The organism is Tropicimonas sp., from assembly GCF_047971885.1.
Classification (GTDB): Bacteria; Pseudomonadota; Alphaproteobacteria; order Rhodobacterales; family Rhodobacteraceae; genus Tropicimonas.
On the sequence record NZ_JBKEAE010000041.1, the window covers coordinates 1 to 23984 of the forward strand.

The following is a 23984-nucleotide window of genomic DNA, read 5'->3' on the forward strand; positions in this document are numbered from 1 at the left end:
TGCGAAGAATGGACCAGCATCGACATGTGCTCGCCTTCCTGTCCACGCGAACGGCGTATTGCACAGCTGGCGAGGAACCAGAGGATCGCATCCTCCAGACTGCGGGTCATCTCGGGATGGAAGCTCTCCTTGTATTTCGGGGAAGTCGGCCGCAGACGATCCGGATCGTCCTTATGGAGAATGCGGATCATGTCGCGCTCTTCGGCATCTGCCTCGGCGCTGTCGCTCCCGAACACCTCGCGGGCCCCGAAATAGCCAATTGGCCGCTCCAGCGCCGTGATGAAGTCTCGTGGGTAGAGATCGTCCAGATCTTCGTCGTTCCCGTAGGGATAGGGGTTGATGAAGACGTTTGCGAAAGGGGTCGCAGTGTAACCGACATAAGTGACAGCCGGCAGCGCAGCCAAGACTTGCCGTATCTCTGCGTTGATCCGCGTCATGTCGAACTCGCCGCGCGCCGAATTCACTGAGGCCTGATCGCATTCATCGTCAATCAGGAGCACCTTGAGCTCCCGCAGGACCACAGCGGGCGTGCGAGCAATCGTGCGCCGCAATTGCTTGAGCCGACTTCCCTCCTTTTTCATCACGATCAGCTGGGCATGACCTTCCGCTGGCATGACGAAACCACCGTTCGCGGGCTGGACAAAATCGCCCGCCGGGTCACTCGTGGTATAGAGTTGCCAGAGAGTGCGGTGACGAAGCACATCCTTCTCGAAGCGATCTTGGGTCTGCTTGCGCAGTTTGTTGGTCACGCCGCCCAAGACGATGATCATGTTGTAACCGGCATCGACTGCCTTCGCCATCACGGCAGTCATGTTGGCGGTCTTGCCGGATTGCACATAGCCGACTACCAGCCCACGAGAGGCGAACTTGTCCTTGCTTGGGTTGCCCAGCAACGAGACCACCTCCGTAGAGGCACGGTCCAACGAGCCGATCGTGTCGGGATTCCAGCCCTTTGTCTTCAGATACTCGTGCAGTGCGGTCCAGTGATGGCTGTTTGCCCCGGGTCCGCGATACCAGTCTTCCGGAGCATCAATGATCGAGTGGCGACGAAGAATCTCCACATCCTGGATCTCGGCACGCACGATCTCCACTGCAGCCGAGAGGTTCGCAACCATCTCTGGGCCAAAGGGTCCGAACAGGCCCTCCATCTCGCGGCGGCAGGCCGCAGCGGTCTCTTCAAGGGTCCCATAGTTCGCACGTCTTTGACGAAGCTGGGTTGCGAAGGTCTCGATCTGTGGAGAAGGCATGACAATCTCTTGAGCGGAAACTACCTTTTACTTCTAGGCGTTGCACTAATTCATCGTCAAACGCAGAAATTCCTGTCAGGACGAACGCACCGAATTAACCCAACCACTCAAGCCAAGGCCGCGTAGAGCAAACTCCCGAACTGCCGGGCCAGAAACGGCGGCACGGCGTTCCCGACCTGGACATACTGCTGTGTCCGATTGCCCAGAAAAAGGTAATCGTCCGGAAAGGTCTGCAATCGGGCGGCCTCGCGCACCGTCAGGCTGCGGCACTGTAACGGGTCCGGATGGATGAAATAGTGCCCGTCCTTGGAAATGTGACTCGTCACCGTTGTCGATGCCTCGTCTGCCAATTGAACCCGGAAGCGGTCGTTGAAGGCACCGCTGTGCCAATTGCGGTGGTCGGGGCTGAGTGCGAGCGGGAAGTCGGCGGCCTTCGGGCTGTAACCATGGACGTTACCGAAGACCGCGGCGAAGAGATAGCGGCCGAGATCAGACGCCATGTGCCCGCGCGTCTCGTGCTGGGCTATCGCGCGCAGGCCCGGCCGTTCCAGCCATTGCAGCAACTCGTCGTTCGACGTTGCATAGCCGTCAGGAAGCCACGAGGCAGCACGAACTTCTGGGGAAGCTTCCTGCATGCGCCGTGAGACATAGCGGAAGGCTTCGCGAAGGGCGCGGTCATCCTTCCCCTTGTAGATGCCGGCCAGCAGCCTTGCCGCATCGGTGACCTCACAACGCCACGACTTGGCGTCGTCGAGCCCTCTGCTGATGCCGCTCCGCAAGGAGGGCATGTTGCCTATGACATCGTTGACCGTCCTGGCCCCCGGTGAGACAGCGATCTCTGCATAGGCTGCCCGTGTTCCAAGATCGGACCGGATGCCGACAATGATCACCCTGTGGCGTCGTTGCGGAACTCCGAATGCCTCGGAGCGTACGATGAAGTCGGAAGGCCGTGTCGCTTCCCGCAGACTTGCCTTGCCGTCTTCGACCCGGATGGCACGCAGTTCGTAATGATGGTCGCGCCCCGTACCGAGCGAGGACAGGTCTTCCATCAGCATCTCGAAGACCAGCCGACTCTCGACCGTCGAAGACAGCATGCCCTTGACGTTTTCCATGACGAAGGCGGCTGGGCGAAGCTTGTCGAGGACCCGGATGTATTCGCGAAAGAGGTAGTGCCGCGCATCCTCCTCTGGGACGTAGCCGACCTTGCCTCTGGAACGGACGCGCCCCACAAGGGAATAGGCCTGACATGGGGGGCCGCCAATCAGGATCGTGTCGTCGTACTTTGCTTTCAGCGTCGCGATGGCACCATCTATGGCGGTCGCCGCAGGCCCGGTGCCGAGCTCAAGCGCGCGGGCTTCGCCGACGGCATGCTGCCACGCTTCGGCATCGACGGCTGACCAGTCCGGTTCGGATGCCAGCCCGGCATGGAAATCGATGAACTCTTTCGGCAAGACGCCATGACGTGCACGGTACTCGCGCAGAAAGGCACGCAGCGTCAGGGTCCGATGGGCCGACGCCTCCTTCTCGACCGAAATGCCGATCCGGAACGGCGCATGGCCGTCCCTGGCAAGGGACGAAAATCCCTCGCCAAGCCCGCCTGGACCGGCAAACAGATCGACAATGCCGAAAGTGGAAGGCAAATCAGGCTCCTGACGAATTTCATTCAGCCAGTGTATACTAGGTTCAGGGACGAAAACCAGGACGGATGTGACCGATATCGTGGACCAGCAGACCCGTTCCCGGATGATGTCGGGGATCAGGGGAAAGAACACCAAGCCCGAGCTGGCTCTCAGGCGGGCATTGCACGCGTGCGGTTTTCGCTTCCGACTTCATTCAAAGAAGGTCCACGGGCGACCGGACCTCGCTCTGCCGAAGTATCGCGCCGTCGTCTTTGTGCACGGCTGCTTCTGGCATCGGCATGAGGGGTGCCGCTACACCACCACGCCCGCAACGCGCTCGGAGTTCTGGCAGGCCAAGTTCGCGGCGAACGTTGCACGGGACAGCGTCGTTCGCGGAGCGCTGCTTGATCAGGGTTGGCGCGTGGCGACGATTTGGGAGTGTGCCTTGCGTAAGCCCGAGCAGGTCTCCGTGGCCGCCGACCGTCTTGCAGAATGGCTGGTGGCTGTAGGTGACACGCTCGAACTCGGTGAAAACGAGGCTTCGGCACACGTAAGAGAAGGTGAGGGCGCTGGCTCTTCCCGCTGATTGATCCAGCGCAGCAAGGCTGTGATCCGCCTGTTGAATGTTCGATCCGGGTCCCTTTTCACGAACGCCACTGACATCGAAGTGTTCAGGTGGGGCGTCGGGAAAAGCGTGAAATTTCGTGTAGTTACAAGCTATTCACCAAATCCGTGCAGTCATGAGGTCCAGAGAATATCGGCCCTGAGAGACCGCTTCCGGACCTTCTGGCGCTGAGGTCAGTGCTCAGCCATACTCGCATAACCCTCGAAAACAACGGAAAAATCCGGCCGCAGCCGGATCGAGAGAACGCTTTCGCGAGGGCAAGTGGCGGAGAGACAGGGATTCGAACCCTGGAGACGGTTCCCCGCCTACACACTTTCCAGGCGTGCGCCTTCGACCACTCGGCCACCGCTCCGTAGGGCGAGGGTGTAGCCGCAACGCCGGGAGACATGCAAGCCTATTCGGCGATGGTCCGGTGCGGCGCGGGGACGAGCACGAGGGTGACACGTGTCAGCTCAATCGGCAAGGAGGAGGTTAACCCGTCGGTTGCGGGCACCCTTCTTTTCGATCTTGCCGAGCGCAATGCGCCCGATCTCGCCGGTCGAGGCGACGTGGGTGCCGCCGCAGGGCTGGAGATCGACCCGGGCCTCGCCGGTTCCGATACGGATCAGGCGCACCCTGCCCTGCCCCATGGGCGGGCGGACGGACATGGTTTTCACCAGCCCGGGGTTGGCATCGAGATCGGCATCGGTGATCCATTCTTCGGTGACCGGCAGGTCGCGATCGACAAGCTCCTGCAGGCGCAGTTGCAGGCCATCACGATCTTCCGGTGCTTCGGGCATGTCGAAATCGAGCCGCCCCTTTTCGGCGCCGATGGAACCGCCCGTCACCGGCAGCGGGATGACCACCGACAACAGATGCAGTCCGGTATGAACGCGCATGTGGCGATAGCGCCGGTCCCAGTCGAGAAGCTGCCGCACTTCTGCCCCGACTGGCGGAAGAGGAGCACCTGCGGCTGGCAACAGCACGACATCCTCACCCGGCCCCTTCACAGCATTTTCAATGGCGACGGTTTCACCGCGCCAGTTCAGTTCGCCCGCGTCGCCGGGCTGCCCCCCGCCCTGCGCATAGAAAATCGTGGCATCCAGGATGATGCCGCCTTCGGGCGTGTGGCCGGTCACCGTTCCCTGCGCCTCGCGCGCATACCAGTCCTTGCGGTAAAGAAGATCGGTCATCGCCTGTCCTCATTCGGGTGCAGGGGGTGGGGATTGGGCGGGACCGGTTCGGGCCGGTCCGGGCCGGGCGCGCGCAACACCTCGGGATTACGCAACCAGATATCGCGTTGCGCAAAGGGTATCTCGATCCCCTCTTCGGCAAAACGCTCGGCGATACGGTGGTTCAGTTCGGTCCGGGTTGCCAGGCCGAAGGTAATGTCGCGCAGGATCACCCGGATTTCGAATTCCAGCGCGTCGGCGCCGAAATTCTGGAATGCAATCATCGGCGGCGGATTGACGATGACCAGCGGATGCGCCTCGGCGATTTCCTGCAGGATTTCCGCCACCTTCCGGGTGTCGGACCCATAGGCCACACCGACCGGCAGTATCAGCCGCCCCGACAGGTTGTCATGCGTCCAGTTGGTGACCTGTGTCGAGATGAAATCGGAGTTGGGAACGATCACGTCGGTGCGGTCGAAGGTCTCGATCGTGGTCGCGCGAACGGCGATCTTGCGCACCGTTCCCATGACACCGCCGACCTCTACCCAGTCGCCCTCGCTCACCGGCCGCTCGATCAGCATGATCAGGCCGGACACGAAATTGGAGACGATGTTCTGAAGCCCGAAACCGATGCCGACCGAAAGCGCGCCGGCAACGATCGCCAGATTGCTCAGGCCGATTCCGGCGGCCGACATCGCCGCCAGCACGGCCAGGAACACGCCCAGATAGCCCACCCCCGCGACAACGGCGTTTTTCGCGCCTTCGTCGAGTTTCGTTCGCGGCAGGATCGAGTTTCGCAGCGCGCCCTTGAACAGCCCCGCCAGAAGATAAACCACACCGAAGACGGCGGCGAAGATCAGTATCGTGCCTGGGGAAATCCGCGTTCCGCCGATCTCGACCCCTTCGCGGATCAGGTTCCAGAACTCGGCGATATCCGCGCGCCGGACGCCCCAGATCATGGCGAGAAGCGGCAGCGAGGCAACGAAGATGGCGAAGTTGATCAGTACCGGCCACAGGCCGTCGGTTGCCTTTTTGCCCGCCGGCGAGAACAGGCCGAAGATACCGACCGCCAGCCGCATCAGATAGTTTTCGAGGGCAAGCAGACCGAGCGACATGATCGGCGCGACGGTGAAGTAGATACCCGCCCGGGTGAAGCCGAACAGCGCCAGCACCGGGCCCAGCAGCGCAAAGATCATGCCCGCCTGCGCGATCAGCAGCATGATCCGGTCGATGAAGCTCCGCTCGTCGGGCGCGTCCGGGGCATCGGGTTCGCTCTGATCGGTGGCCTTGTGCGCCGACGATCGCTGCGCGTGCAGCATGATCAGATAGGAAAGCGCGGCAAGACACATGGCCGACAGCACGATCACCGGGAAGGCCAGCACCGCGCCGGTTCCGGGTTCGAGCGGGAAGATGCTGAAGATCTCGCGCAGCGACAGCGCCACCGCGACCAGCACGCCAAGCGCCGACGACAGAAGCCGTCCGCGGGCGCGCTCCTTCCTGGTCAGGTCGAGCGGCGTCGGCCAGTTCGACATGCGCGGAAAGACCTGCCCGCCAAGCCAGCGCGCGGTGAAGAACGCCATCCCCATGGCAGGAACGGTCCGGGTGACAAGCGCCTCGCCGCTTGCCCCCAGAACACCCGTGGCAATCAGAACCGCCGTCAGCAGAACGATGCCGGTGACCGGCAGAATGACCTGACCGAGCGAAACGATCATCGCGACCACGAGATAGCGATGACTGCCGCCGCCACGGCTGACCATCCAGTTCACCAGCCGCTGAAACCAGTTCCGCCCGCGCACGAGCAGCACAAGCGCTATCGCCGGCACCGCCAGCAAGGCTATGAAGGTGTCCCACCAGGTTCCCTGCTCCCGCAACAGGTCGGTTGCGGTGCTCGATTCCGTGGCCAGTATGCGGCGGATTTTCTTGAAATCCCGGACGACCGATTCCAGATGCGCCGGGTTGAGCGGTATCGGGCCGCGTTCGAGGATCTCGTGCTGCTGACGTTCCCGCAACAGCCGGTCGACCTGCGAAACCAGCGAATCCGCATAGGTATAGGCTTCGGTGGCCTCAAGCACCGGGGTCCGCAATTCCCAGTATTGCCGTTCGAGATCGCTGCGCAGCGCCGAAATCTGCTCGCCTTCGATCTCGCCTTCCTTGGGTCTTGGCCCAAGCGATTTTATCCGCACCTGAAGGGTCGATATCTGGGCGGCGTTCAGCGACTGGGCGGCCTGAAACTTCGACCGCCAGGTCACCAGATCCTGCCGCAGCGAGTCGAACGCCTGCGTCGATGCGCGCCCGGCCGCAAGCGCCTCCTCGGCGCGGTTCGCGACGGCGTTCCAGTCGTAGTAGTCCTGTTCGTCCAGCGCCAGCGCGGATTCCGATTGTGCCAGAAGCGGGGTCGGTGCGATCAGCGCCGTCGAGCAGGTCAGAATCGCCAGGAAAAGCGAAACCAGCAGGGGGGCAAGACGGTTCATCATCATGCCGGCTCAGATACGTCGGGCAGTTCGGGCGCACGGTCTTCCAGCCAGCGTGGCACCGGAAGCCCCTTGCCGCGCAGGAATCCGGGGTTGAACAGCCGCGAGGTATAGCGGGTTCCGTAATCGCACAGCATGGTGACGATCACATGGCCCGGCCCCATCTCGCGCCCCAGACGGATCGCGCCGGCGATATTGACACCGGATGAGGCGCCAAGGCACAGCCCCTCGTGCTCCAGCAGGTCGAAGAGGATCGGCAGCGCCTCGGAATCGGCGATCCGGTAACAGAAATCCGGCCCGAATCCTTCCAGGTTGGCGGTGATGCGCCCCTGCCCGATACCCTCGGAGATCGAGGAGCCCTCAGCCTTCAACTCACCGGTGGTGAAATAGCTGTAGAGCGCGGCACCCTCCGGATCGGCCAGACCGATCTTCACGCCCTTCGGTTGCAGCGCCCCGGCGACACCGGCCAGCGTGCCGCCCGAGCCGACGGCGCAGATGAAGCCGTCGACCCGGCCGTCGGTCTGGGCCCAGATCTCGGGGCCTGTGGTCTCGAAATGCGCCCTGCGGTTGGCGGTATTGTCGAACTGGTTCGCCCAGACGGCACCGTTCGGTTCGGTCCGGTCCAGTTCGGCCGCCAGACGCCCGGAATAGCGCACGAAGTTATCGGGGTTGCGATAGGGCACGGCCGGAACCTCGACCAGTTGCGCACCGGCGAGACGCAGCATGTCCTTCTTTTCCTGACTCTGGGTCTCGGGGATCACGATCACCGTGCGGAACCCCAGCGATGCGCCGACAAGCGCCAGCCCGATCCCGGTGTTTCCCGCCGTTCCCTCGACAATGGTTCCGCCCGGGCGCAGCATGCCCCGCGCCACCGCGTCGCGGATGATCGACAGCGCGGCGCGATCCTTGACCGACTGGCCGGGATTCATGAATTCGGCCTTGCCGAGAACCTCGCAGCCCGTCGCCTCGCTGGCCGCCCGCAGCCGGATCAGCGGGGTGTTGCCAACGGTTGCGGCAAGGTCGGTCCTGATGTCCATGTCAGCGCTCCTCTGGCAAGATCGTGCTCTTGCTAGCCGAGGGGGTTGCGGTGTCAACCGGAGCTGCGCAGAGTCTCGCGCATCCGGTCGAGATAAAGCAGCAGGATGATGAGCGGGCCGACGTTGATCTCGCCGCTTTTCACCAGGTCCATGGCCTGCGCGAACGGGATGACGTGGCTGCGGATATCCTCGCCCTCGCTTTCCAGGCCGCCGTCGGTGGCGGCGTTGTCGGGCAGGTCGGCGGTTGCCAGATATCCGAACAGGTATTCCGACTTGGCCCCCGGTGTCGGGTAATACTGCACGACCAGATGCAGGTCGCGCAGCGTCAGGCCAGATTCCTCGATCGCCTCGCGGCGGGCGGTCTGCTCGGGGGTCTCCCCGCCATCGATCCGCCCGGCGATCGCCTCCAGCATCCAGGGCTGGGAATCGCCGCGCGCATAGGGGCCGGCGCGGAACTGTTCGACCAGCAGCACCCTGTCGCGCACCGGGTCATAGGGCAGCACGGTCACCGCATCGGCCGAAACGAAGGTGCTGCGGTTAATCTCGTCGCCGTGCTCGCCCGAGAACTTGCGGTGGCTGAAATCGTATTCCTCGACCGTGAAGAAGCGCGAATAGGCCAGCGCGCGCCGCCTGAGCCGGACATCGCCGGGGCCCGCCTTGCGTCGCAGGGTGGTCGGGGCGGATTTCCGCGCGTTCAGCCGGGCCTGCGCGCGGGCGTGAAGCGGCCCGAACCGGCCCGCCACCTCCGAGGCGGGGCGACGGTCCATATCGGCCAGGATCTCCTCGGCCGTCAGGCAGGTCAGTGCGCCCCAGCGCGCGGCCCATTCGTCGAGGTTCCACGGCTCGCCGGGCAGGTATCCGTTCTCGGGCGGCACATACATCTGCGCATCGACCGGGCCGGTGGCCGCAATCACCCGGACCGGACGCAGACGATACCCGAAACTGTCCTCGTAATAGTCCAGCCGCGCCCGCGCCCCGGGCGCGACATCCTCGAGCAGCAGGCCCGCCGCTTCCCTGCCTTCCGCCTCGACGATCAGCGGAAAGTTCTCGCCCATCGCCCAGCGGACCGCGTGGCCCGGCAGCCGCGCCGGCACAGGCGCCCCGCCAGCGGCGGAGCCGGTCACGATGTCGCGCAACGCCTCGTGGCGGAGCGTTCCATAGAGAAATAGTGCATCCATGCCTTTGTCCCCGGGCGGGTTCAGGAAAACCGTTTCGACGCCCACTCGGCCAGCAGGGCCGCAAGAACCCCGCCCGACAAAAGCACCGCCGGAACCTGCGGCTGGCTTATCATCAGGAGGAAATAGTCGGCAACCATCTGCATCATCGCAATCAGCGCCTCCACCGGGCCACGATAGCGCAGGCGAATCGAATGTTGCAGCATTTCGTACGAGGACCAGAGCAGCAGGCAGTAGAAAACCGTCACCGCGACGGCACGCACCCCCAGCCCCGCCGCGGCGCCTGCCCCCCTGCCCGCATTGCGCCCGACGATGCCCCAGCCACAGAAAATGCCGATCAGCGCATTGGCCGGGCCGAACAGCCCAACCCGCGCCCCCTCGGGCAGAAGCGGTTTGAAGACTTCCGAGCCGAGCAAAGCGACAAGTGCAAAACCGATGGCGGCAACAAGCCTGGCGCCGGTGGGCATGGCATATCCCGCGATACAATCCGCGATCCCCGCGACCGCGGCGCAAACTCCAGCACAATTCCGTGAAGATTGCGTTTCCGGCCGCCCCGCCCACCGTCCAAAGCCACTACAGAACGCGGTCGAGCGCTCCGATCAGCCGCTCGATCTCGGCTTCGGTGGTGTAGTGCACGAAGCTCAGGCGCAGTACGCCGTTGTCGGGGTTGACGCCCATCGCCTCCAGCGGGCGGACGGCGTAGAAATCTCCGCCGCCGGCCATGATACCATGCGCGGCCAGCGCACGCGCGATCCATGCCGCGTTGCGACCGATATCCAGCGCGATTGTCGGCGCCCGTGCCTCGGCCCGCACCGGGCCGAGCAGCCGCAGATCGTTACGGTTTTCCAGATAGTCGAGCAGCGGCCGCATCAGCGCGATTTCATGCGCCCGCATCAGGTCGTGCACCGCCCTGCCGCTTGCCGCCGGATCGTCAGTGGAAATCCCGTGGCGGGCGGCAAGCGCGTCGAGATAATCGGCCATCCCGGCCGAGGCCGCAACCTGCGCATGGTCCGGCCCGGCGGGCGTGAACCGCTTGCAGAGCACATCGCCGTTGAAAAAATGCGCCTGATTGGGAAGCTCGAAGCCGAACTGACGACGGATGACCATGATCCCCTGATGCGGCCCATAGGTCTTGTAGCTGGAAAACAGGTAGACATCGGGGCCGAGATCGCCCACATCCGGCAACCCGTGCGGCGCGTAGGACACACCGTCGACACAGACAAAGGCACCGGCGGCATGGGCATCGGCGGTGATGGCGGCAACATCGTTGATTTCGCCCACCACGTTCGAGCAATGCGGGAAACAGACAAGCCGGACCTTGCCGTCATCAAGCAGCGGCGCAAGCGCTTCGGGGTCCAGATGCCCGCTCGCCGGGTCGATCCGCCATTCACGAACCTCGACCCCCTCGTCCGCCAGCCGCCGCCACGGGCCGGAATTGGCCTCGTGGTCCTGATTGGTCACCACGATGGCATCGCCCGGCGCAAGCCAGCGCCGCACCGCATTGGCCAGCACGAAGGTGTTCTGCGATGTCGACGGGCCGAAACTCACCTCGTCGGTCTCGACCCCCAGAATCGCCGCCAGCCTGCGGCGCGCCTCGTCCATCTCGGCACCCGCCGCCTCCGAGGCCGGATAGGGCGCATAGGGCTGGACCTTGCGCTGGCGGTAGTAGCGATCCAGCCGGTCGATCACCTGCCCGCAGGTATAGGAGCCACCCGCGTTTTCGAAGAACGCCCACCCCTCGAGCGAGGGTTCGGCGAAGGCCGGGAACTGGGCCCGGGCGAATTCCACATCGAGTTTCATGGCGCAATCTAGAGCGCAGGCCAGGGCGATTGGCAAGCGCCGGACACCCGCGTACCGGTTGACCGGCCAGGCTGAACCCCTGTAACTGGCCGCGGGCAGGACGACCTGCCCCCTGCTTCGCCACGGGACGGCCCGGTCATGTATTCAGGAGGGTCCACCGTGCCCTGGCTTTACCTCGTTCTTGCCGGTTTTCTCGAAATCGTCTGGGCATTCTTCATGAAGAAATCCGGCGGATTTTCCCTGCCCGTCCCCACCGCGATCACGCTGGTTGCGATGATCGCCAGCTTTGCCCTGCTGTCGGCAGCCATGCGGGTGCTGCCGCTCGGAACCGCCTATGCGGTGTGGACCGGCATCGGCACCGTCGGTGCGTTCATCGTCGGCGTTGTCGTGCTGGGCGAATCCGCCACACCGGCCCGGCTTGCGGCGGCAGCGCTGATACTGGCCGGGATCGCTTTGATGAAAGTGTCCGAAGCGGGCGGTACCTAGACCGCCGCGCGCGCCAGCCGGGTTTCGCCGGCGCTCAGCCGTTGACGTCGACCACCACCCTGCCCCGGACCTTGCCCTGCAGGATTTCGGCACCGAGCCGCGGCAGATCGTCGAGCGTTGCATCGACGGTCATGCCTTCGAGCTTGTCGAAAGGAAGATCGGTGACAACCCGCTTCCACGCCTCGACACGGTTGGCATAGGGCTGGTGCACCGAATCGATCCCGAGCAGGTTCACCGCCCGCAGCAGGAACGGAACGACGCTGGCAGGCACCAGCTGGCCGCCCGCCAGTCCGATCGCCGCGACCGAGGCGCCGTAGTTCATCTGCCCGAGGATCCGCGCCAGCATCTCGCCGCCGACCGCATCGACACAGCCCGCCCAGGTTTCGCGCTCCAGCGGTCGGTCGATCACCTTGTTGATCTTGTCGCGCAGCACGATCTTGGCCGCGCCGAGCGAGGCGAGATATTGCGCCTGTTCGGGTCGCCCGGTGACGCCGGTCACCTCGTATCCGAGGTTGGAGAGGATCGCCACGGCAACCGAGCCCACGCCGCCGGTCGCACCGGTGACCAGCACATCGCCCTGGTCCTTTTTCATGCCTTGCCGTTCCAGCGCGATGACCGCCAGCATCGACGTCAGGCCGGCGGTTCCCACCTCCATCGCCCGCCGGGTGGTCAGACCGTCGGGCAGCGGAACCAGCCAGTCGGCCTTGACGCGGGCCTTTTCGGCGTAGCCGCCCCAGTGAATCTCGCCCACGCGCCAGCCGGTCAGGATCACCTTGTCGCCCGGCGAATAGCGCGGATCGTCGGATACCTCGACCGTACCGGTGAAATCGATGCCGGGCACGTGCGGATAGGTCTTCACCAGCCCCGCCCCGGGGCCGAGTACCAGCCCGTCCTTGTAGTTCAGCGTCGAGTATTCGACCCGCACCGTCACGTCACCGGGCGGCAGCATATCCTCGTCGATCTCGGTGACGCGGGCATGGGTGGTTCCGTCTTCTGCCTTCTCGACCAGCACTGCGCGCATGGCGGTTCTCCCTTGTTGGCTGCCGGCCGCACCATGCGGCCGGTACATCAGGCCTCGTCCGGCATGAACACCAGATCGGTGTCGGCCGTTCCGGCCCCCGCAGCGGTCAGCATCGCATGGATCTGCCCGCGGTGGTGGGTCTGGTGATTGAACATGTGCGCGACGCAGGTTGCAACCGGGCGGGTGATCGTGCGCCCGGTCGAGCCGGAGAACCACGAAAGATCGCCCCTGAGCGCCGATGGCTTCATGCGCCCGGCCCAGAGCACGAGATGCCCGTCCGTACGCAGCCTGTCGGCCTTCCATGCGGCAAGGGTCGGATACAATTCCGCACTGCCCGCGATCCCGCACCCGGGCCGGTCCCATCCGGCCAGACGCGACATCCACACCCGGTCGCCCCACAGCAGGTGATTGAGCGTCCCCATGATCGAGCCGAAGAACGCGCCGCGGTCGGTGAACAGCGCGTCGTCGTCCAGTGTCTCGGCCGCGGCGGCAACGGCACCGTTCTGCCATCTGTTGTAGCGCGCCATCAGGCGAACGTATTCAACCGATATCATCCGCCCGCCCCTTCCGGCCCATCCGCTGCGGCGAGTGTCGGCGCAACGGCTGCGCACTGTCAATCGCCCGGCGCTATTGGCTGCCGATAAGAACACCCGCCGCCAGAACAAGCCCGCCGCCGACGACGACCTGCAACGTCGCACGCCAGAACGGCGTGTTCATGTAGCGGTTCTGAATCCACGCGATCGCCCATAGCTCGCAGAAAACGACGATCACCGCGATGATCGTCGCCGTCCAGAAATGCGGGATGAGATAGGGCAGCGCATGACCGAGCCCGCCGACCGTGGTCATCACACCCGAGGCGATTCCACGCTTGACCGGGCTGCCGCGCCCCGAAAGCTCGCCATCGTCCGAGGCCGCCTCGGTGAAGCCCATGGAGATTCCCGCCCCCACCGAGGCCGCCAGCCCGACCAGAAACGTGTTCCAGGTATCGCCGGTGGCGAACGCTGCGGCAAAGATCGGCGCAAGGGTGGAAACCGAGCCATCCATCAGCCCGGCAAGCCCCGGCTGCACCCAGGTCAGCAGGAACTGCCGGTGCTCGTTCTGGTCCTCGGCCGCGATCGCCTCCTCGGTCAGATGCTCGGCAGCCAGTTCTCCGGCGCGCCGCTCGTGGCCTGCCTCGGCGGCGGCCAGATCGCCCAGAAGCCGGCGCAACTCCGCATCGCTCACCCGCGCGGCGGCCTTTTCGTAGAAGATGCGCGCCTCGGCCTCCATTTCACCGACAATTTCGCGCACACGCGACATGGGCAGGTTTTCGAGCAGCCATTCCGGCTTGCGGTCGTAGAATCCGGAAACATGGGCGCGGCGGATCAGCGGTATCGTCGGACCGAAGCGGATCCGGTAAAGCGCGATCAGGCTCTGGCGATGGCGGTCTTCCTCGGCCGCCATGTCCATGAACATCGCCGATGTCGCCGGATAGTCGGCCCGCAACCGGCTGGCAAAGTTGCGGTAGATCCGGCTGTCATCCTCCTCCGAAGAGATCGCCAGCGCAAGGATTTCCGCCTCCGACAGGGTATCGAAGCGCAACCGGTTGGAAAGAAGGGGTCTCATGTCTCCGCACTGCATTAGTTTAGAATAATTCTATATTAGTGCAATTGCGCGCAGGCTCAAGCCGCCTTGCAGCTTGAATTACCGGCCGGATCGTCATAGATTCGGTTCGTTCCCTCGGGAACTATGGCGATAAACGCGCTCGTAATAAGCGGATCGGACCCGGGGGCGGTACCCGGCGGCTCCACCACGTCCCTCGTTGGGGGACCATGGGGCCGAAACAGGATCGACGGACGTCTAAAGGGGTTTGCTTTCGCTCGGTGAGGTACCACCGTTACCGGTCCAAAAAGCATAATTGCCAACGACAATCGTGCTCCGGTGGCCGTTGCTGCGTAAGCAGTAGCCAAACCGAAATCCAAGCCCAGCCGCCTAGCAGCGTCTGGCGGGGTTCGCAGGCACCTGGCAACAGAAGCCTGCACTTCTCGTCCAAAGCTGCGCGATCTTTTTTCCGTCTCTGGCACGGCACAACCGCAAATTGTCGCGCACAGACCGGGTGACGCGGGCGATCCGGGTGAATACGCTGGGAGTCGGCGCGACACAATCGGGAGGGACCTGCAATGCCGAAACCGACAACGGGCATGCATTGGTGGCTTCGGCTTCTGGCCGCCGTTCTGCTGGTCATGGGGGCCTACCTGCTGACCGGCGGCATCTACCTGCTCATGCTTGGGGGAACGTGGTATTACGTGATCGCCGGCATCGGCTTGCTCGCTTCTGGCTGGCAGATGTGGAAGGGGCGGCTCGACAGTATCTACATTTTTCTTGCGCTGCTCGTCTTCACCTTCGGCTGGACATGTTTCGAGGCCGGCCAGCGCTTCTGGGCCTGGGTGCCGCGCATGGCCACCCCGCTGGCAATCGCCATCGCGGTCCTGTTTTCGGCGCCGTTGCTGCCGGATCCGGCCGTCACCCGCCGGGTTCGGCTGTGGACACGTGCAACCGGCGCGCTTGGTGCGGCAGTTCTTGCCGCATTCATTGCCGCCATGTTCTTTCCCCACGGCATCGTCCGCAACGACATGGCTGTCACCCCGGGCGCCGAGACCGCCCGGACGCTGGCGATGGGCGACGAGTGGCGCGAATACGGTCGCACCGGCGAGGGCGTACGCTATTCGCCGCTCGATCAGATCACCAGGGACAATATCGGAAAGCTCGAAGTCGTCTGGACCGCCCGTCACGGGCAGGTGCCCGATGCCCGCCTGGCCAACGAGGATCAGAACACGCCCATCTTCGCCGATGGGACACTTTATCACTGTGCCTACAACAATGTCGTCTCGGCGTTTGACGGCACCACCGGCGCGCTGAAATGGCGGTTCGACCCCGAGGCGGCGGCCCCCGTCTGGATGCGTTGCCGCTCGCTCGCCTATGTGGACCCGGCAGCCCTGCCCGAAAGGGCCGCCAGCAGCGCCCCTGCCCCGGTCATCCCGCCGGCGCCACCCTTCAGTGGCGCGGGCCGGGCGCCCGAGGCGGTGCCGCCCGCCTTCATCAGCCCGGAATCCGCCGGTGCCGGGATGGCAGCGCCCGGTTCCGCCGGCGCGGATTGCGGCCCGCGTATCGTCATGGCAACCGCCGACGGGCGCCTGATTGCCGTCAGGGCGGCGGACGGCACAGCTTGCGACGGATTCGGCGATGGCGGTGTCGTCGATCTGCGACAGGGCATGGGTGACTACCCACCGGGCCAGTACATGCCGACAACCGGCGCGGTTCTGGCCGGCGACAGGATCGTCGTCGGCGGCTGGGTCAAGGACAATCAGTCCACGGACGAGGCGCCGGGCGTGGTCCGCGCCTACGACGCGCTGACGGGCGAGCTTTCCTGGGCCTGGGATTCGGGAAACCCCGACATCGACAAGCTGCCACCCGAGGGAGAGACCTATACCCTGGGCACGCCCAATGTCTGGGCGCCGCCCTCCTATGACGCCGACCTGAACATGGTCTATCTGCCCACCGGCAACCCGAGCCCCGACTACTGGGGTGGTGCGCGCAGCGAAAGGGACGACGAATACAGTTCTTCGGTGGTGGCGGTCGATCTCGATACGGGCAGGGAAGTCTGGCACTTCCAGACTGTCCGGCACGACCTCTGGGACTACGACGTTCCGTCCCAACCGGCGCTGGTGGAGTTTCCACAACCCGATGGCAGCACGGTTCCGGCGCTTGTGCAACTGACCAAGCGGGGCCAGATCTTCGTGCTTGACCGCCGCAACGGCACGCCCCTGACCGAGGTCGAGGAGCGTCCGGCGCCGCAGGGCGACGCCGAGGGCGAGCGCTACGCGCCGACCCAGCCCTATTCGGTCGGCATGCCGCAGATCGGAACCGACCCTGCCATGATGAAGGGAAGCCGCGCCTGGGGCATGACACCGCTCGATCATCTTTATTGCCGCATCCGCAATGCGAAAACCCGGTGGGACGGTCTGTTGACCCCGCCCTCGACCGAACCGTACTTCGAATTCCCGGGCAACACCGGCGGGTTCAACTGGGGCAGCGCCTCGTTCGATCAGAGCCGCAACCTGCTGGTGCTCAACGATTTGCGCTGGCAGAGCCGCAGCCAGTTGATCCCGCAGGAGCAAGCGCAGGGCCTCGACGCAGGTACCGTCACCGAGGCGGGTCCGATGCAGGGCACGCCCTATCAGATCAAGATCGGCTACAACACGCTGAAATACTTGCTGACCCCCTGTTTCGAACCGCCCTACGGCACGGTGACGGCAATCGATCTGGCAAGCCGCCAAATCCGCTGGCAGGTCCCGATGGGCACCACGCGCGAGGTCGGCCCCTTCGGGATCAAGACCCGCCTGCCGCTCTATCCCGGCATGCCGACGCTGGGCGGGCTGCTGACGACACGGCCCGGCCTCAGCTTCTTCGCCGGAACGCAGGACTACTTCCTGCGCGCCATCGACACCGAGACCGGCCAAGTCGTCTGGAAAGACGCCCTGCCGGTCGGCAGCCAGTCCGTGCCGATCACCTATCTCGACCGGAACGGGCGGCAGGTGATCGTGGTTTCGGCTGCGGGGGCACGGCTCAGCCCGGATCGGGGCGATTACCTGATCGCCTATGCGCTCGGGGGCAACTGACCGGGCGACGAACGCCGCCCCGGGGGGCCAGCGCCGGACATCGGCCCGGCGCGTTCCGTTCGGGACGGATCAGAAAATCGCCGCCGGCAGCCAGGTCGCCAGCACCGGCAGGTTCCAGACCAGCAGGACACCGATGGCCTGGATGACGATGAAGGGGGCGACGCCGGCATAGATCTGGCCCGTGGTCACCCCGGCGGGCGCCACCCCGCGCAGGTAGAACAGCGAAAATCCGAACGGCGGCGTCAGGAAGCTGGTCTGAAGGTTGATCGCGATAAGCACGCCCAGCCAGATCGGATCGTGCCCCATCAGGATCAGTGCCGGTGTAACCAGCGGCAGCACGATCACCGATATCTCGACGAAATCGAGGAAAAATCCCAGCCCGAAGATGAACAGCATGCTGAAGACGAGCGCACCCGTCGCGCCCCCCGGCATCTGCTCCAGAATGGCCGATACGCGCTCCTCCCCTCCCAGACCGATGAAGACCAGCGAAAAGAAACTGGCGGCGAGGATCGTGGCAAAGATCATCGCTGTCATCGTCAGCGTGGAATCGAGCGCACCCTGAATGATGCCCCCGCGGATCATGCCACGCAGCGCGGCAAATACCGCCGCCGCGCCGACCAGCGCCAGCGACACATAGGCAAGACCGCGTGCGATATCGGCCGGCGACAGGTCGCTGCGCTGGAAGCGGACCGGATAGAGCCCGGCGGCGATCGCCAGCACGCCGAACGCCACCATCCCGGTCAGGATGAGCCGCCTGTTCCGCCCGGTGCGCAGCGCCGCCATCAGCAGCGCGCCGATCGCCCCGACCGATGCCGCCTCGGTCGGGGTGGCGATACCGCCAAGGATCGCGCCAAGCACGGCGAAGATCAGGATGACCGGCGGCAGGATGGCGGCGGCGATCTCGGCCATGGTCACCTTTCTGCCATCGGCCGGCGCAGGCGGCATGTCGCCCGGGCGGAGCATGCCGCGCAGCAGGATATAGAGGATATACAACACCACCAGCATCAGCCCCGGCACAATCGCCGCGGCGAACACCTGTCCGACCGAAATCGTCTCGACCGAGAACCTGCCCTGTTCGTACTGGGCCTGCTGATAGGCGTTCGACATCACGTCCGACAGGATGATGAGCAGCGTCGAGGGCGGGATGATCTGCCCCAGCGTCCCGGCGGTGCAGACGATACCGCAGGAAACGCGCGGATCGTAGCCGGTGCGCAGCATGGTCGGCAGCGCGATCATGCCCATCGCCACCACCGTCGCGCCGACGATCCCGGTCGAGGCCGCCAGCAGCGCGCCGACCAGCACCACCGATATCCCCAGGCCGCCGCGAAGCTGGCCGAACAGGCGCCCCATCGTGTCGAGCAGATCCTCGGCGATGCGGCTTTTCTCCAGCACCGCCCCCATGACGACGAACAGTGGAATGGCAATCAGCACATCGTTGCTGAGCAGCCCGAAGGCCCGCTGCCCCAGCGCGCCGAGGAGCGAAATGTTCATCACCCCCAGCGCCCAGCCGGTATAGGCGAAGATCACCGCCACGCCGGCAATGGTGAAGGCCACCGGAAAACCCAGCAGAATGCCGCCCATCAGCGCGGCGAACATGAGAACGTCGAGATATTCGGTCATGCGACGGGGCGCCTTGCGACAAGCCGGATCAGGATCGCCACCGACTGCATCATCACCAGGATGCAGAAGGCCGGGATCAGCGATTTCAGCAGGAACACCGCCTCGATCCCGCCAACTGAAATCGGCCCTTCGAGGATTTTCCACGAGTTCCGGACCGACGGCCACGACCAGTAGAGCAGCGCCGCCATCGACGGCAGCAGCAGGAACAGATGGCCGAAGATGTCGATGCGCCGCCGGCCGTCGGTCGACAGGCGCGCGTAGAAGATATCGACCCGCACATGCTGATCGACCAGCAGCGTATAGCCCGCCCCCAGCATGAAGAACGCACCATGCAGGTATAGCACGCTTTCCTGCGCGGCGATCGAATTGACGCCGAAGACATAGCGCCCGATGACGATCCCGAACTGGATCAGCACCATCAGCAGCACGAACCAGCGCACCACGCGGGCCAGGGCGCGGTTGATCGCATCCAGAAGATCGGCAAGTCGTTCCATGCGCCCCTCGGCATTGGCGGCCGGCGCGGATCAGCCCGCGCCAGCCAGTCGGGTCAGTAGCCCAGAACCGCGGCGCGCGCGTTCATCTGGCCGTTGTCGGCATAGGTCATGTAGCGGCCGACATGGTCGCGATAGGACAGGAAGCTCTCGGTGATGTTGCGTACCAGTTCGTCGTCACTCTGGCGCAACTCGTCGATCACCTCGGCCGCCGCCTTGCCCATCGCCGTGATCACGTCTTCGGGCAGCCTGCGCAGTTGCACATCGTGCTCGTCGATCATCATCTGCAACGACTGGGCATGTTTGGTGGTATATTCGGTCCAGACCGGGTTGTAGAGACTTTCGCAGGCCAGCGCGACCGCCTGTTGCAGATCGTCGGGCAGGTTGTTGAAGACCTCGGCGTTGACCGCGCATTCCTCGGCCGACGACGGCTCGCCCACCCCGGGCCAGTAGTAGAACTTCGCCACCTGATAGAAGCCGAGCGCGCTGTCGGACCACGGCCCGATGAACTCGCCCGCATCCAGCGCGCCGGTCTGCAACGCCTGGAACATGTCGCCGCCGCCCATCGCCTGCGAGGCCATGCCCAGTTTCGACGCCATTTCCGAGGCGAGCCCGGTGGTGCGGTATTTCAGCCCCTTCAGGTCATCGACCGAATTGATCTCGTTGCGGAACCAGCCGGCCATCTGCGGGCCGGAATTGCCGCACAGGAAGGGCTTGAGCCCGAAGCGCGCATACATCTCGTCATAAAGCGCCTGCCCGCCGCCATGCGCCAGCCAGCCGAACTGCTCGTCCGCCCTCAGCCCGAAAGGCTGCGAGCAGAACAGCAAAATGCCCTTGGACTTGGAGCCCCAGTAGGACGGAACCGCGTGATAGAGCTCGGCCGTCCCCTCCGAAACCGCATCGAATACGCCGTTGCCCGGCACAAGCTCGCCGGCGGCATGGAGCTGCACCTCGATCCGGCCGCCCGACAGCGTGGTGATCCGGTCGGCCAGCATCTGCGCCGCCACCCCCGGCCCCGGCAGGTTCTTGGGCCATGCGGTGACCATCTTCCAGCGCATCACATCCTGCGCGATAGCAGGGGCCGCCAGCGCGGTTGCCGCCGCACCGAACGCGCCGGTGGCGAGAAAATTGCGTCTCTTCATCTCGATACTCCCTGTCAGGTTGTTGTTATCCCAGTATTCCGGGCAATGTCAGGCCGTGCTCGCGGGCACAGTCAAGCGCAATATCGTAACCCGCATCGGCATGCCGCATCACCCCGGTCGCCGGATCGTTCCACAGCACACGTTCGAGGCGCCTGTCGGCATCTCTGCTGCCATCGCAGCAGATCACCATTCCGGCATGCTGGCTGAAGCCCATGCCGACACCGCCGCCGTGATGCAGGCTGACCCATGTGGCGCCACTTGCCGTGTTGAGCAGCGCATTCAGCAGCGGCCAGTCGGAAACGGCGTCAGAGCCGTCGCGCATCGCCTCGGTCTCGCGGTTGGGGCTGGCGACCGAACCGGAATCGAGGTGATCGCGCCCGATCACGATGGGCGCCGACAATTCGCCGGTGCGCACCATCTCGTTGAACGCCAGACCGAGCCTGTCGCGCACCCCCAGCCCCACCCAGCAGATGCGGGCCGGCAGCCCCTGGAACGCGATCCGCTCGCGCGCCATGTCGAGCCAGTTGTGAAGGTGCGGGTCGTCGACCAGTTCCTTTACCCTGCGGTCTGTCCGGTAGATATCCTCGGGGTCGCCCGAAAGCGCCGCCCAGCGGAACGGGCCGATGCCCCGGCAGAAAAGCGGGCGGATATAGGCCGGCACGAATCCGGGAAAGGCGAATGCGTCGTCCAGCCCCTCCTCCAGCGCCACCTGCCGGATGTTATTGCCATAATCGACCGTGGGAATGCCGGCGTTGCAGAAATCGACCATCGCCGCCACCTGCACCCGGATCGAGGCGCGCGCCGCAGCCCCGACGGCGGCCGGGTCGCTCTCCTGCCGCGCGCGCCAGTCGGCGACCGACCAGCCCCGCGGCAGGTAGCCGTAAACCGGATCGTGGGCGCTGGTCTGGTCGGTCACGATATCGGGGCGCACGCCGCGCCGGACCAGTTCGGGATAGACATCGGCGGCGTTGGCGATCAGCGCCACCGATTTCGCCTCGCCGGCGGCGGTCCAGCGCGCGATCAGTTCCAGCGCTTCATCCAGCGAATGCGTTTTCTCGTCCACGTATCTGGTACGAAGGCGAAAATCGGCGCGGGTCTCGTCGCATTCGACCGCCAGACAGCAAGCCCCGGCCATTACCGCCGCCAGCGGCTGCGCCCCGCCCATGCCGCCCAGACCGGCGGTCAGGATCCAGCGGCCGGACAGGTCGCCGCCGTAATGCTGGCGCCCGGCTTCCATGAAGGTCTCGTAGGTGCCCTGAACGATGCCCTGACTGCCGATATAGATCCACGATCCGGCGGTCATCTGGCCGTACATCATCAGGCCCTTACGATCGAGTTCGTTGAAATGTTCCCAGGTCGCCCAATGGGGCACAAGGTTGGAATTGGCGATCAGCACGCGCGGCGCATCGGCATGGGTGCGGAACACGCCCACCGGCTTGCCCGACTGCACCAGCAGCGTCTGGTCGGCCTCGAGTTCCTTCAGCGCCGCGACGATCAGGTCGAAATCCTCCCAGCTTCGCGCCGCCCGTCCGATGCCGCCATAGACCACCAGTTCATGCGGGTTCTCCGCCACGTCGGGATGCAGGTTGTTCATCAGCATCCGCATCGGCGCCTCGGTCAGCCAGCTTTTCGCGCTGATCGCGGGGCCGGTCGGCGGGAAGACATCGCGCAGGTTGTGGCGGGTGTTGGTCATTTCATCTACCTCTTCAGCGGGTGTTCGTCGGCACCGGCCAGACGTTAACCATCATTGCATTTTCTTTCGCGGAGTAGGGTATTCTGACTTGAGTTTCTGTTCGATCTGGCTCAAGTTACTCGGGTTGACGTACGGTGAGATCGCTCGCCGGTTGTGTTTGTTTACCCAACGTAATCCACTCGGAGAATTTTCAGCATGAGAAACATGTTCAAATCGCTTGCGGCGGGTCTTGCCGCTGTGTTCCTTGCAGCGCCCGCCTTCGCCCTGCCCGTGACGATCGACTTCGAGTCGTTCCCCGGCGGCGGCGTGCCCCACAACAACGTCGATGTCGATACCCAGTATGCTTCGCTCGGCGTCACCTTCGAACTGTTCGAGAATGGCGCCAGTGTCGGCCCGGCGGCGCTCAACAACGACTATACCTCCAGCTTCGCCCTTTTCAATCTGGTGAGCGGCACCACCATCTCCGATGCCAACCGTGCCGATCTGCTGCGCATGACCTTCGCCGGACCGGTGGGCAGCCTGTCCTTCCTGCACGCCGGATGGGGCGACTACACGCGGTTCGAAGCATACGACCAGAGCGGTACGCTGCTTGAAACCCTCTCGGGTAATGGCGGCAGCGCTTTCCAGACCGTCTCCTTTTCGGCGACCGGCATTGCGAGGCTCGATGTCTTTCAGAGCCAGGACAACTACGCCTATGCCATCGACAACCTGACCTTCGACGCCGGAAACACCGCAGCGGTTCCGCTGCCGGCGACGGCGCCGCTGTTCGCCGGCGCGCTGCTCATGCTCGGCGCGGCGCGGCGCAAGAGCCGCCGGAAGGCCTGAGAACGGCACGGCGGGAATACGCCTCCCGCCACCCCGCCCGACAGGAGAGAACGGAGCCCCGCCGCCTTCGGCCGGGCTCCGTTTCCTTTGTGCCCGCCCGGATTTAGCCGGCGCGCTCATCCATCGCCCCGCAAGCCCGGCGCCAGTTTCGCCAGCGTGGTGAGGATTTCGCCCAGATACACCCGCAGGCGCCCGGCGGCGGCGCTGTCATAGGTCCAGGGCGCGGATTCGGCCGTCAGATAGGTGGACTGCGCCAGTTCCATCTGGATCGCGTGCACGCCTTCGGACGGGCGCCCGTAATGGCGGGTCGTCCAGCCGCCCCGGAACCGCCCGTTGCACACCGACGTGTAACCTTCGGCGCCTGCGCAAATTCGCGCGACGGCAGTTTCGACAGCGGCGGCGCAGGTGGCGCCATTGTCGGTGCCGATGTTGAAATCGGGCAGCCTGCCGTCGAACAGAAACGGAATGTGCGAGCGGATCGAATGACAATCGTAAAGGATCGCCACCCCGTGCGCCGCGCGCACCCGCCCGACCTCGGCGCGCAGGGCGGCGTGATAGGGTGCGTGCCAGTCGCGGGTGCGCCGTGCAACCTCGTCCGCATCGGGCGGTTCCGACCAGATCTCCACCCCGTCGAAATCGCTCAGCGGCACCAGAGCGGTGGTGTTCTGCCCGGGATAGAGGCTTTCGCCCGCCGGGTCGCGGTTGGCGTCGATCACATAGCGGTGGAAGGTCGCGCGCACCGTGCTCGCACCACCCGGCAGCCCGTCATACAGCCGTTCGATGTGCCAGTCGGTATCGGCCAGTTCGCGCCCCCTGTCGTTCAGGCGGGCGCGCATGCCGTCGGGCAGAAAGGTACCGGTATGAGGAAGGCCCAGAATGACCGGGCTGTCGCCACGGGCGATCTCGACAGGGTTCATCGGGAA

The 23984-nt window shown here is 64.8% G+C and carries 20 protein-coding genes, 1 tRNA gene and 1 other RNA gene; 5 read left to right on the top strand and 17 right to left on the bottom strand.

Going from position 1 to position 23984, the window contains the following annotated elements:
* The coding region (locus ACK5IR_RS04955) for a Z1 domain-containing protein (RefSeq protein WP_416926515.1) at window positions 1–1247 on the bottom strand (1247 nt) is incomplete at its 3' end.
* A gap of 107 nt (window positions 1248–1354) precedes the next feature.
* The gene (locus tag ACK5IR_RS04960; RefSeq protein WP_416926517.1) at window positions 1355–2887 is read right to left on the bottom strand and encodes a DNA cytosine methyltransferase; all 1533 of its coding nucleotides are present in this window, start codon (window positions 2885–2887) and stop codon (window positions 1355–1357) included.
* 67 nt (window positions 2888–2954) lie between these two features.
* Between ACK5IR_RS04960 and ACK5IR_RS04965 the strand changes: the two genes are divergently transcribed.
* Window positions 2955–3452, top strand: a complete 498-nt coding sequence (locus tag ACK5IR_RS04965) for a very short patch repair endonuclease (RefSeq protein ID WP_416926519.1) — start codon at window positions 2955–2957, stop codon at window positions 3450–3452.
* 301 nt (window positions 3453–3753) lie between these two features.
* Here ACK5IR_RS04965 and ACK5IR_RS04970 read toward each other — a convergent pair.
* The 7 genes from ACK5IR_RS04970 to ACK5IR_RS05000 form a co-directional block, all read right to left on the bottom strand.
* A tRNA-Ser gene (locus ACK5IR_RS04970) sits at window positions 3754–3843 on the bottom strand.
* A 100-nt stretch (window positions 3844–3943) separates the two neighbouring features.
* Entirely contained in the window at window positions 3944–4663 is a 720-nt protein-coding gene (locus tag ACK5IR_RS04975) for an alanyl-tRNA editing protein (RefSeq protein WP_416926521.1), read from the bottom strand.
* Window positions 4660–7119 carry a DUF3772 domain-containing protein gene (locus ACK5IR_RS04980; RefSeq protein ID WP_416926523.1) on the bottom strand — a complete coding sequence of 820 codons (2460 nt, stop codon included), beginning with the start codon at window positions 7117–7119 and terminating at the stop codon, window positions 4660–4662. Before ACK5IR_RS04980 ends, ACK5IR_RS04975 begins: the two co-directional genes overlap by 4 nt.
* On the bottom strand, window positions 7116–8150 hold the full coding sequence (locus ACK5IR_RS04985; RefSeq protein WP_416926525.1) for a cysteine synthase A: 1035 nt from the start codon (window positions 8148–8150) through the stop codon (window positions 7116–7118). The genes ACK5IR_RS04980 and ACK5IR_RS04985 overlap by 4 nt, the downstream gene beginning before the upstream one ends.
* A 53-nt stretch (window positions 8151–8203) precedes the next feature.
* Complete coding sequence (locus ACK5IR_RS04990) at window positions 8204–9328, bottom strand: NUDIX domain-containing protein (RefSeq protein ID WP_416926527.1); 1125 nt, start codon at window positions 9326–9328, stop codon at window positions 8204–8206.
* Window positions 9329–9348: 20 nt separating this feature from the next.
* A complete protein-coding gene (locus ACK5IR_RS04995) occupies window positions 9349–9792 on the bottom strand; it encodes a TrgA family protein (protein WP_416926529.1) in 444 nt (147 codons plus the stop codon).
* A 106-nt stretch (window positions 9793–9898) separates the two neighbouring features.
* The gene (locus ACK5IR_RS05000) at window positions 9899–11125 is read right to left on the bottom strand and encodes an aminotransferase class V-fold PLP-dependent enzyme (protein ID WP_416926531.1); all 1227 of its coding nucleotides are present in this window, start codon (window positions 11123–11125) and stop codon (window positions 9899–9901) included.
* 159 nt (window positions 11126–11284) lie between these two features.
* Between ACK5IR_RS05000 and ACK5IR_RS05005 the strand changes: the two genes are divergently transcribed.
* Complete coding sequence (locus ACK5IR_RS05005) at window positions 11285–11611, top strand: DMT family transporter (RefSeq protein ID WP_416926533.1); 327 nt, start codon at window positions 11285–11287, stop codon at window positions 11609–11611.
* Window positions 11612–11645: 34 nt separating this feature from the next.
* Here the strand turns inward: ACK5IR_RS05005 and ACK5IR_RS05010 are convergent, their stop codons facing one another.
* The 3 genes from ACK5IR_RS05010 to mbfA form a co-directional block, all read right to left on the bottom strand.
* Complete coding sequence (locus ACK5IR_RS05010; RefSeq protein WP_416926535.1) at window positions 11646–12632, bottom strand: oxidoreductase; 987 nt, start codon at window positions 12630–12632, stop codon at window positions 11646–11648.
* A 47-nt stretch (window positions 12633–12679) separates the two neighbouring features.
* Window positions 12680–13186: a DinB family protein gene (locus ACK5IR_RS05015; protein ID WP_416926537.1), complete on the bottom strand. Its 507-nt coding sequence runs from the start codon at window positions 13184–13186 to the stop codon at window positions 12680–12682.
* A gap of 73 nt (window positions 13187–13259) precedes the next feature.
* The gene (gene mbfA, locus ACK5IR_RS05020) at window positions 13260–14237 is read right to left on the bottom strand and encodes an iron exporter MbfA (protein WP_416926539.1); all 978 of its coding nucleotides are present in this window, start codon (window positions 14235–14237) and stop codon (window positions 13260–13262) included.
* A 69-nt stretch (window positions 14238–14306) separates the two neighbouring features.
* Between mbfA and ssrA the strand changes: the two genes are divergently transcribed.
* Window positions 14307–14654: a transfer-messenger RNA gene (gene ssrA / locus ACK5IR_RS05025) on the top strand.
* Window positions 14655–14791: 137 nt separating this feature from the next.
* Window positions 14792–17290, top strand: coding sequence for a membrane-bound PQQ-dependent dehydrogenase, glucose/quinate/shikimate family (locus ACK5IR_RS05030; protein ID WP_416926541.1), 2499 nt, complete (start codon window positions 14792–14794; stop codon window positions 17288–17290).
* A gap of 69 nt (window positions 17291–17359) precedes the next feature.
* On the opposite strand, the gene ACK5IR_RS05035 is transcribed toward ACK5IR_RS05030, so the two are convergent.
* Genes ACK5IR_RS05035 through hutU form a run of 4 tightly spaced genes read right to left on the bottom strand, consistent with a single transcriptional unit; the run spans window position 17360 to window position 22236 of the window.
* A complete protein-coding gene (locus ACK5IR_RS05035) occupies window positions 17360–18910 on the bottom strand; it encodes a TRAP transporter large permease (RefSeq protein ID WP_416926543.1) in 1551 nt (516 codons plus the stop codon).
* A complete protein-coding gene (locus ACK5IR_RS05040) occupies window positions 18907–19404 on the bottom strand; it encodes a TRAP transporter small permease subunit (protein WP_416926545.1) in 498 nt (165 codons plus the stop codon). The genes ACK5IR_RS05035 and ACK5IR_RS05040 overlap by 4 nt, the downstream gene beginning before the upstream one ends.
* A 53-nt stretch (window positions 19405–19457) precedes the next feature.
* Window positions 19458–20543: a TRAP transporter substrate-binding protein gene (locus tag ACK5IR_RS05045; RefSeq protein WP_416926547.1), complete on the bottom strand. Its 1086-nt coding sequence runs from the start codon at window positions 20541–20543 to the stop codon at window positions 19458–19460.
* 25 nt (window positions 20544–20568) lie between these two features.
* Window positions 20569–22236: a urocanate hydratase gene (hutU, locus tag ACK5IR_RS05050; protein ID WP_416926549.1), complete on the bottom strand. Its 1668-nt coding sequence runs from the start codon at window positions 22234–22236 to the stop codon at window positions 20569–20571.
* A gap of 195 nt (window positions 22237–22431) precedes the next feature.
* Here hutU and ACK5IR_RS05055 point away from each other — a divergent pair, with 195 nt between their 5' ends.
* Window positions 22432–23061 carry a hypothetical protein gene (locus ACK5IR_RS05055; protein ID WP_416926551.1) on the top strand — a complete coding sequence of 210 codons (630 nt, stop codon included), beginning with the start codon at window positions 22432–22434 and terminating at the stop codon, window positions 23059–23061.
* Window positions 23062–23177: 116 nt separating this feature from the next.
* Here the strand turns inward: ACK5IR_RS05055 and hutG are convergent, their stop codons facing one another.
* Window positions 23178–23978, bottom strand: a complete 801-nt coding sequence (gene hutG / locus ACK5IR_RS05060) for an N-formylglutamate deformylase (RefSeq protein WP_416926553.1) — start codon at window positions 23976–23978, stop codon at window positions 23178–23180.
* Window positions 23979–23984 lie beyond the last annotated feature (6 nt).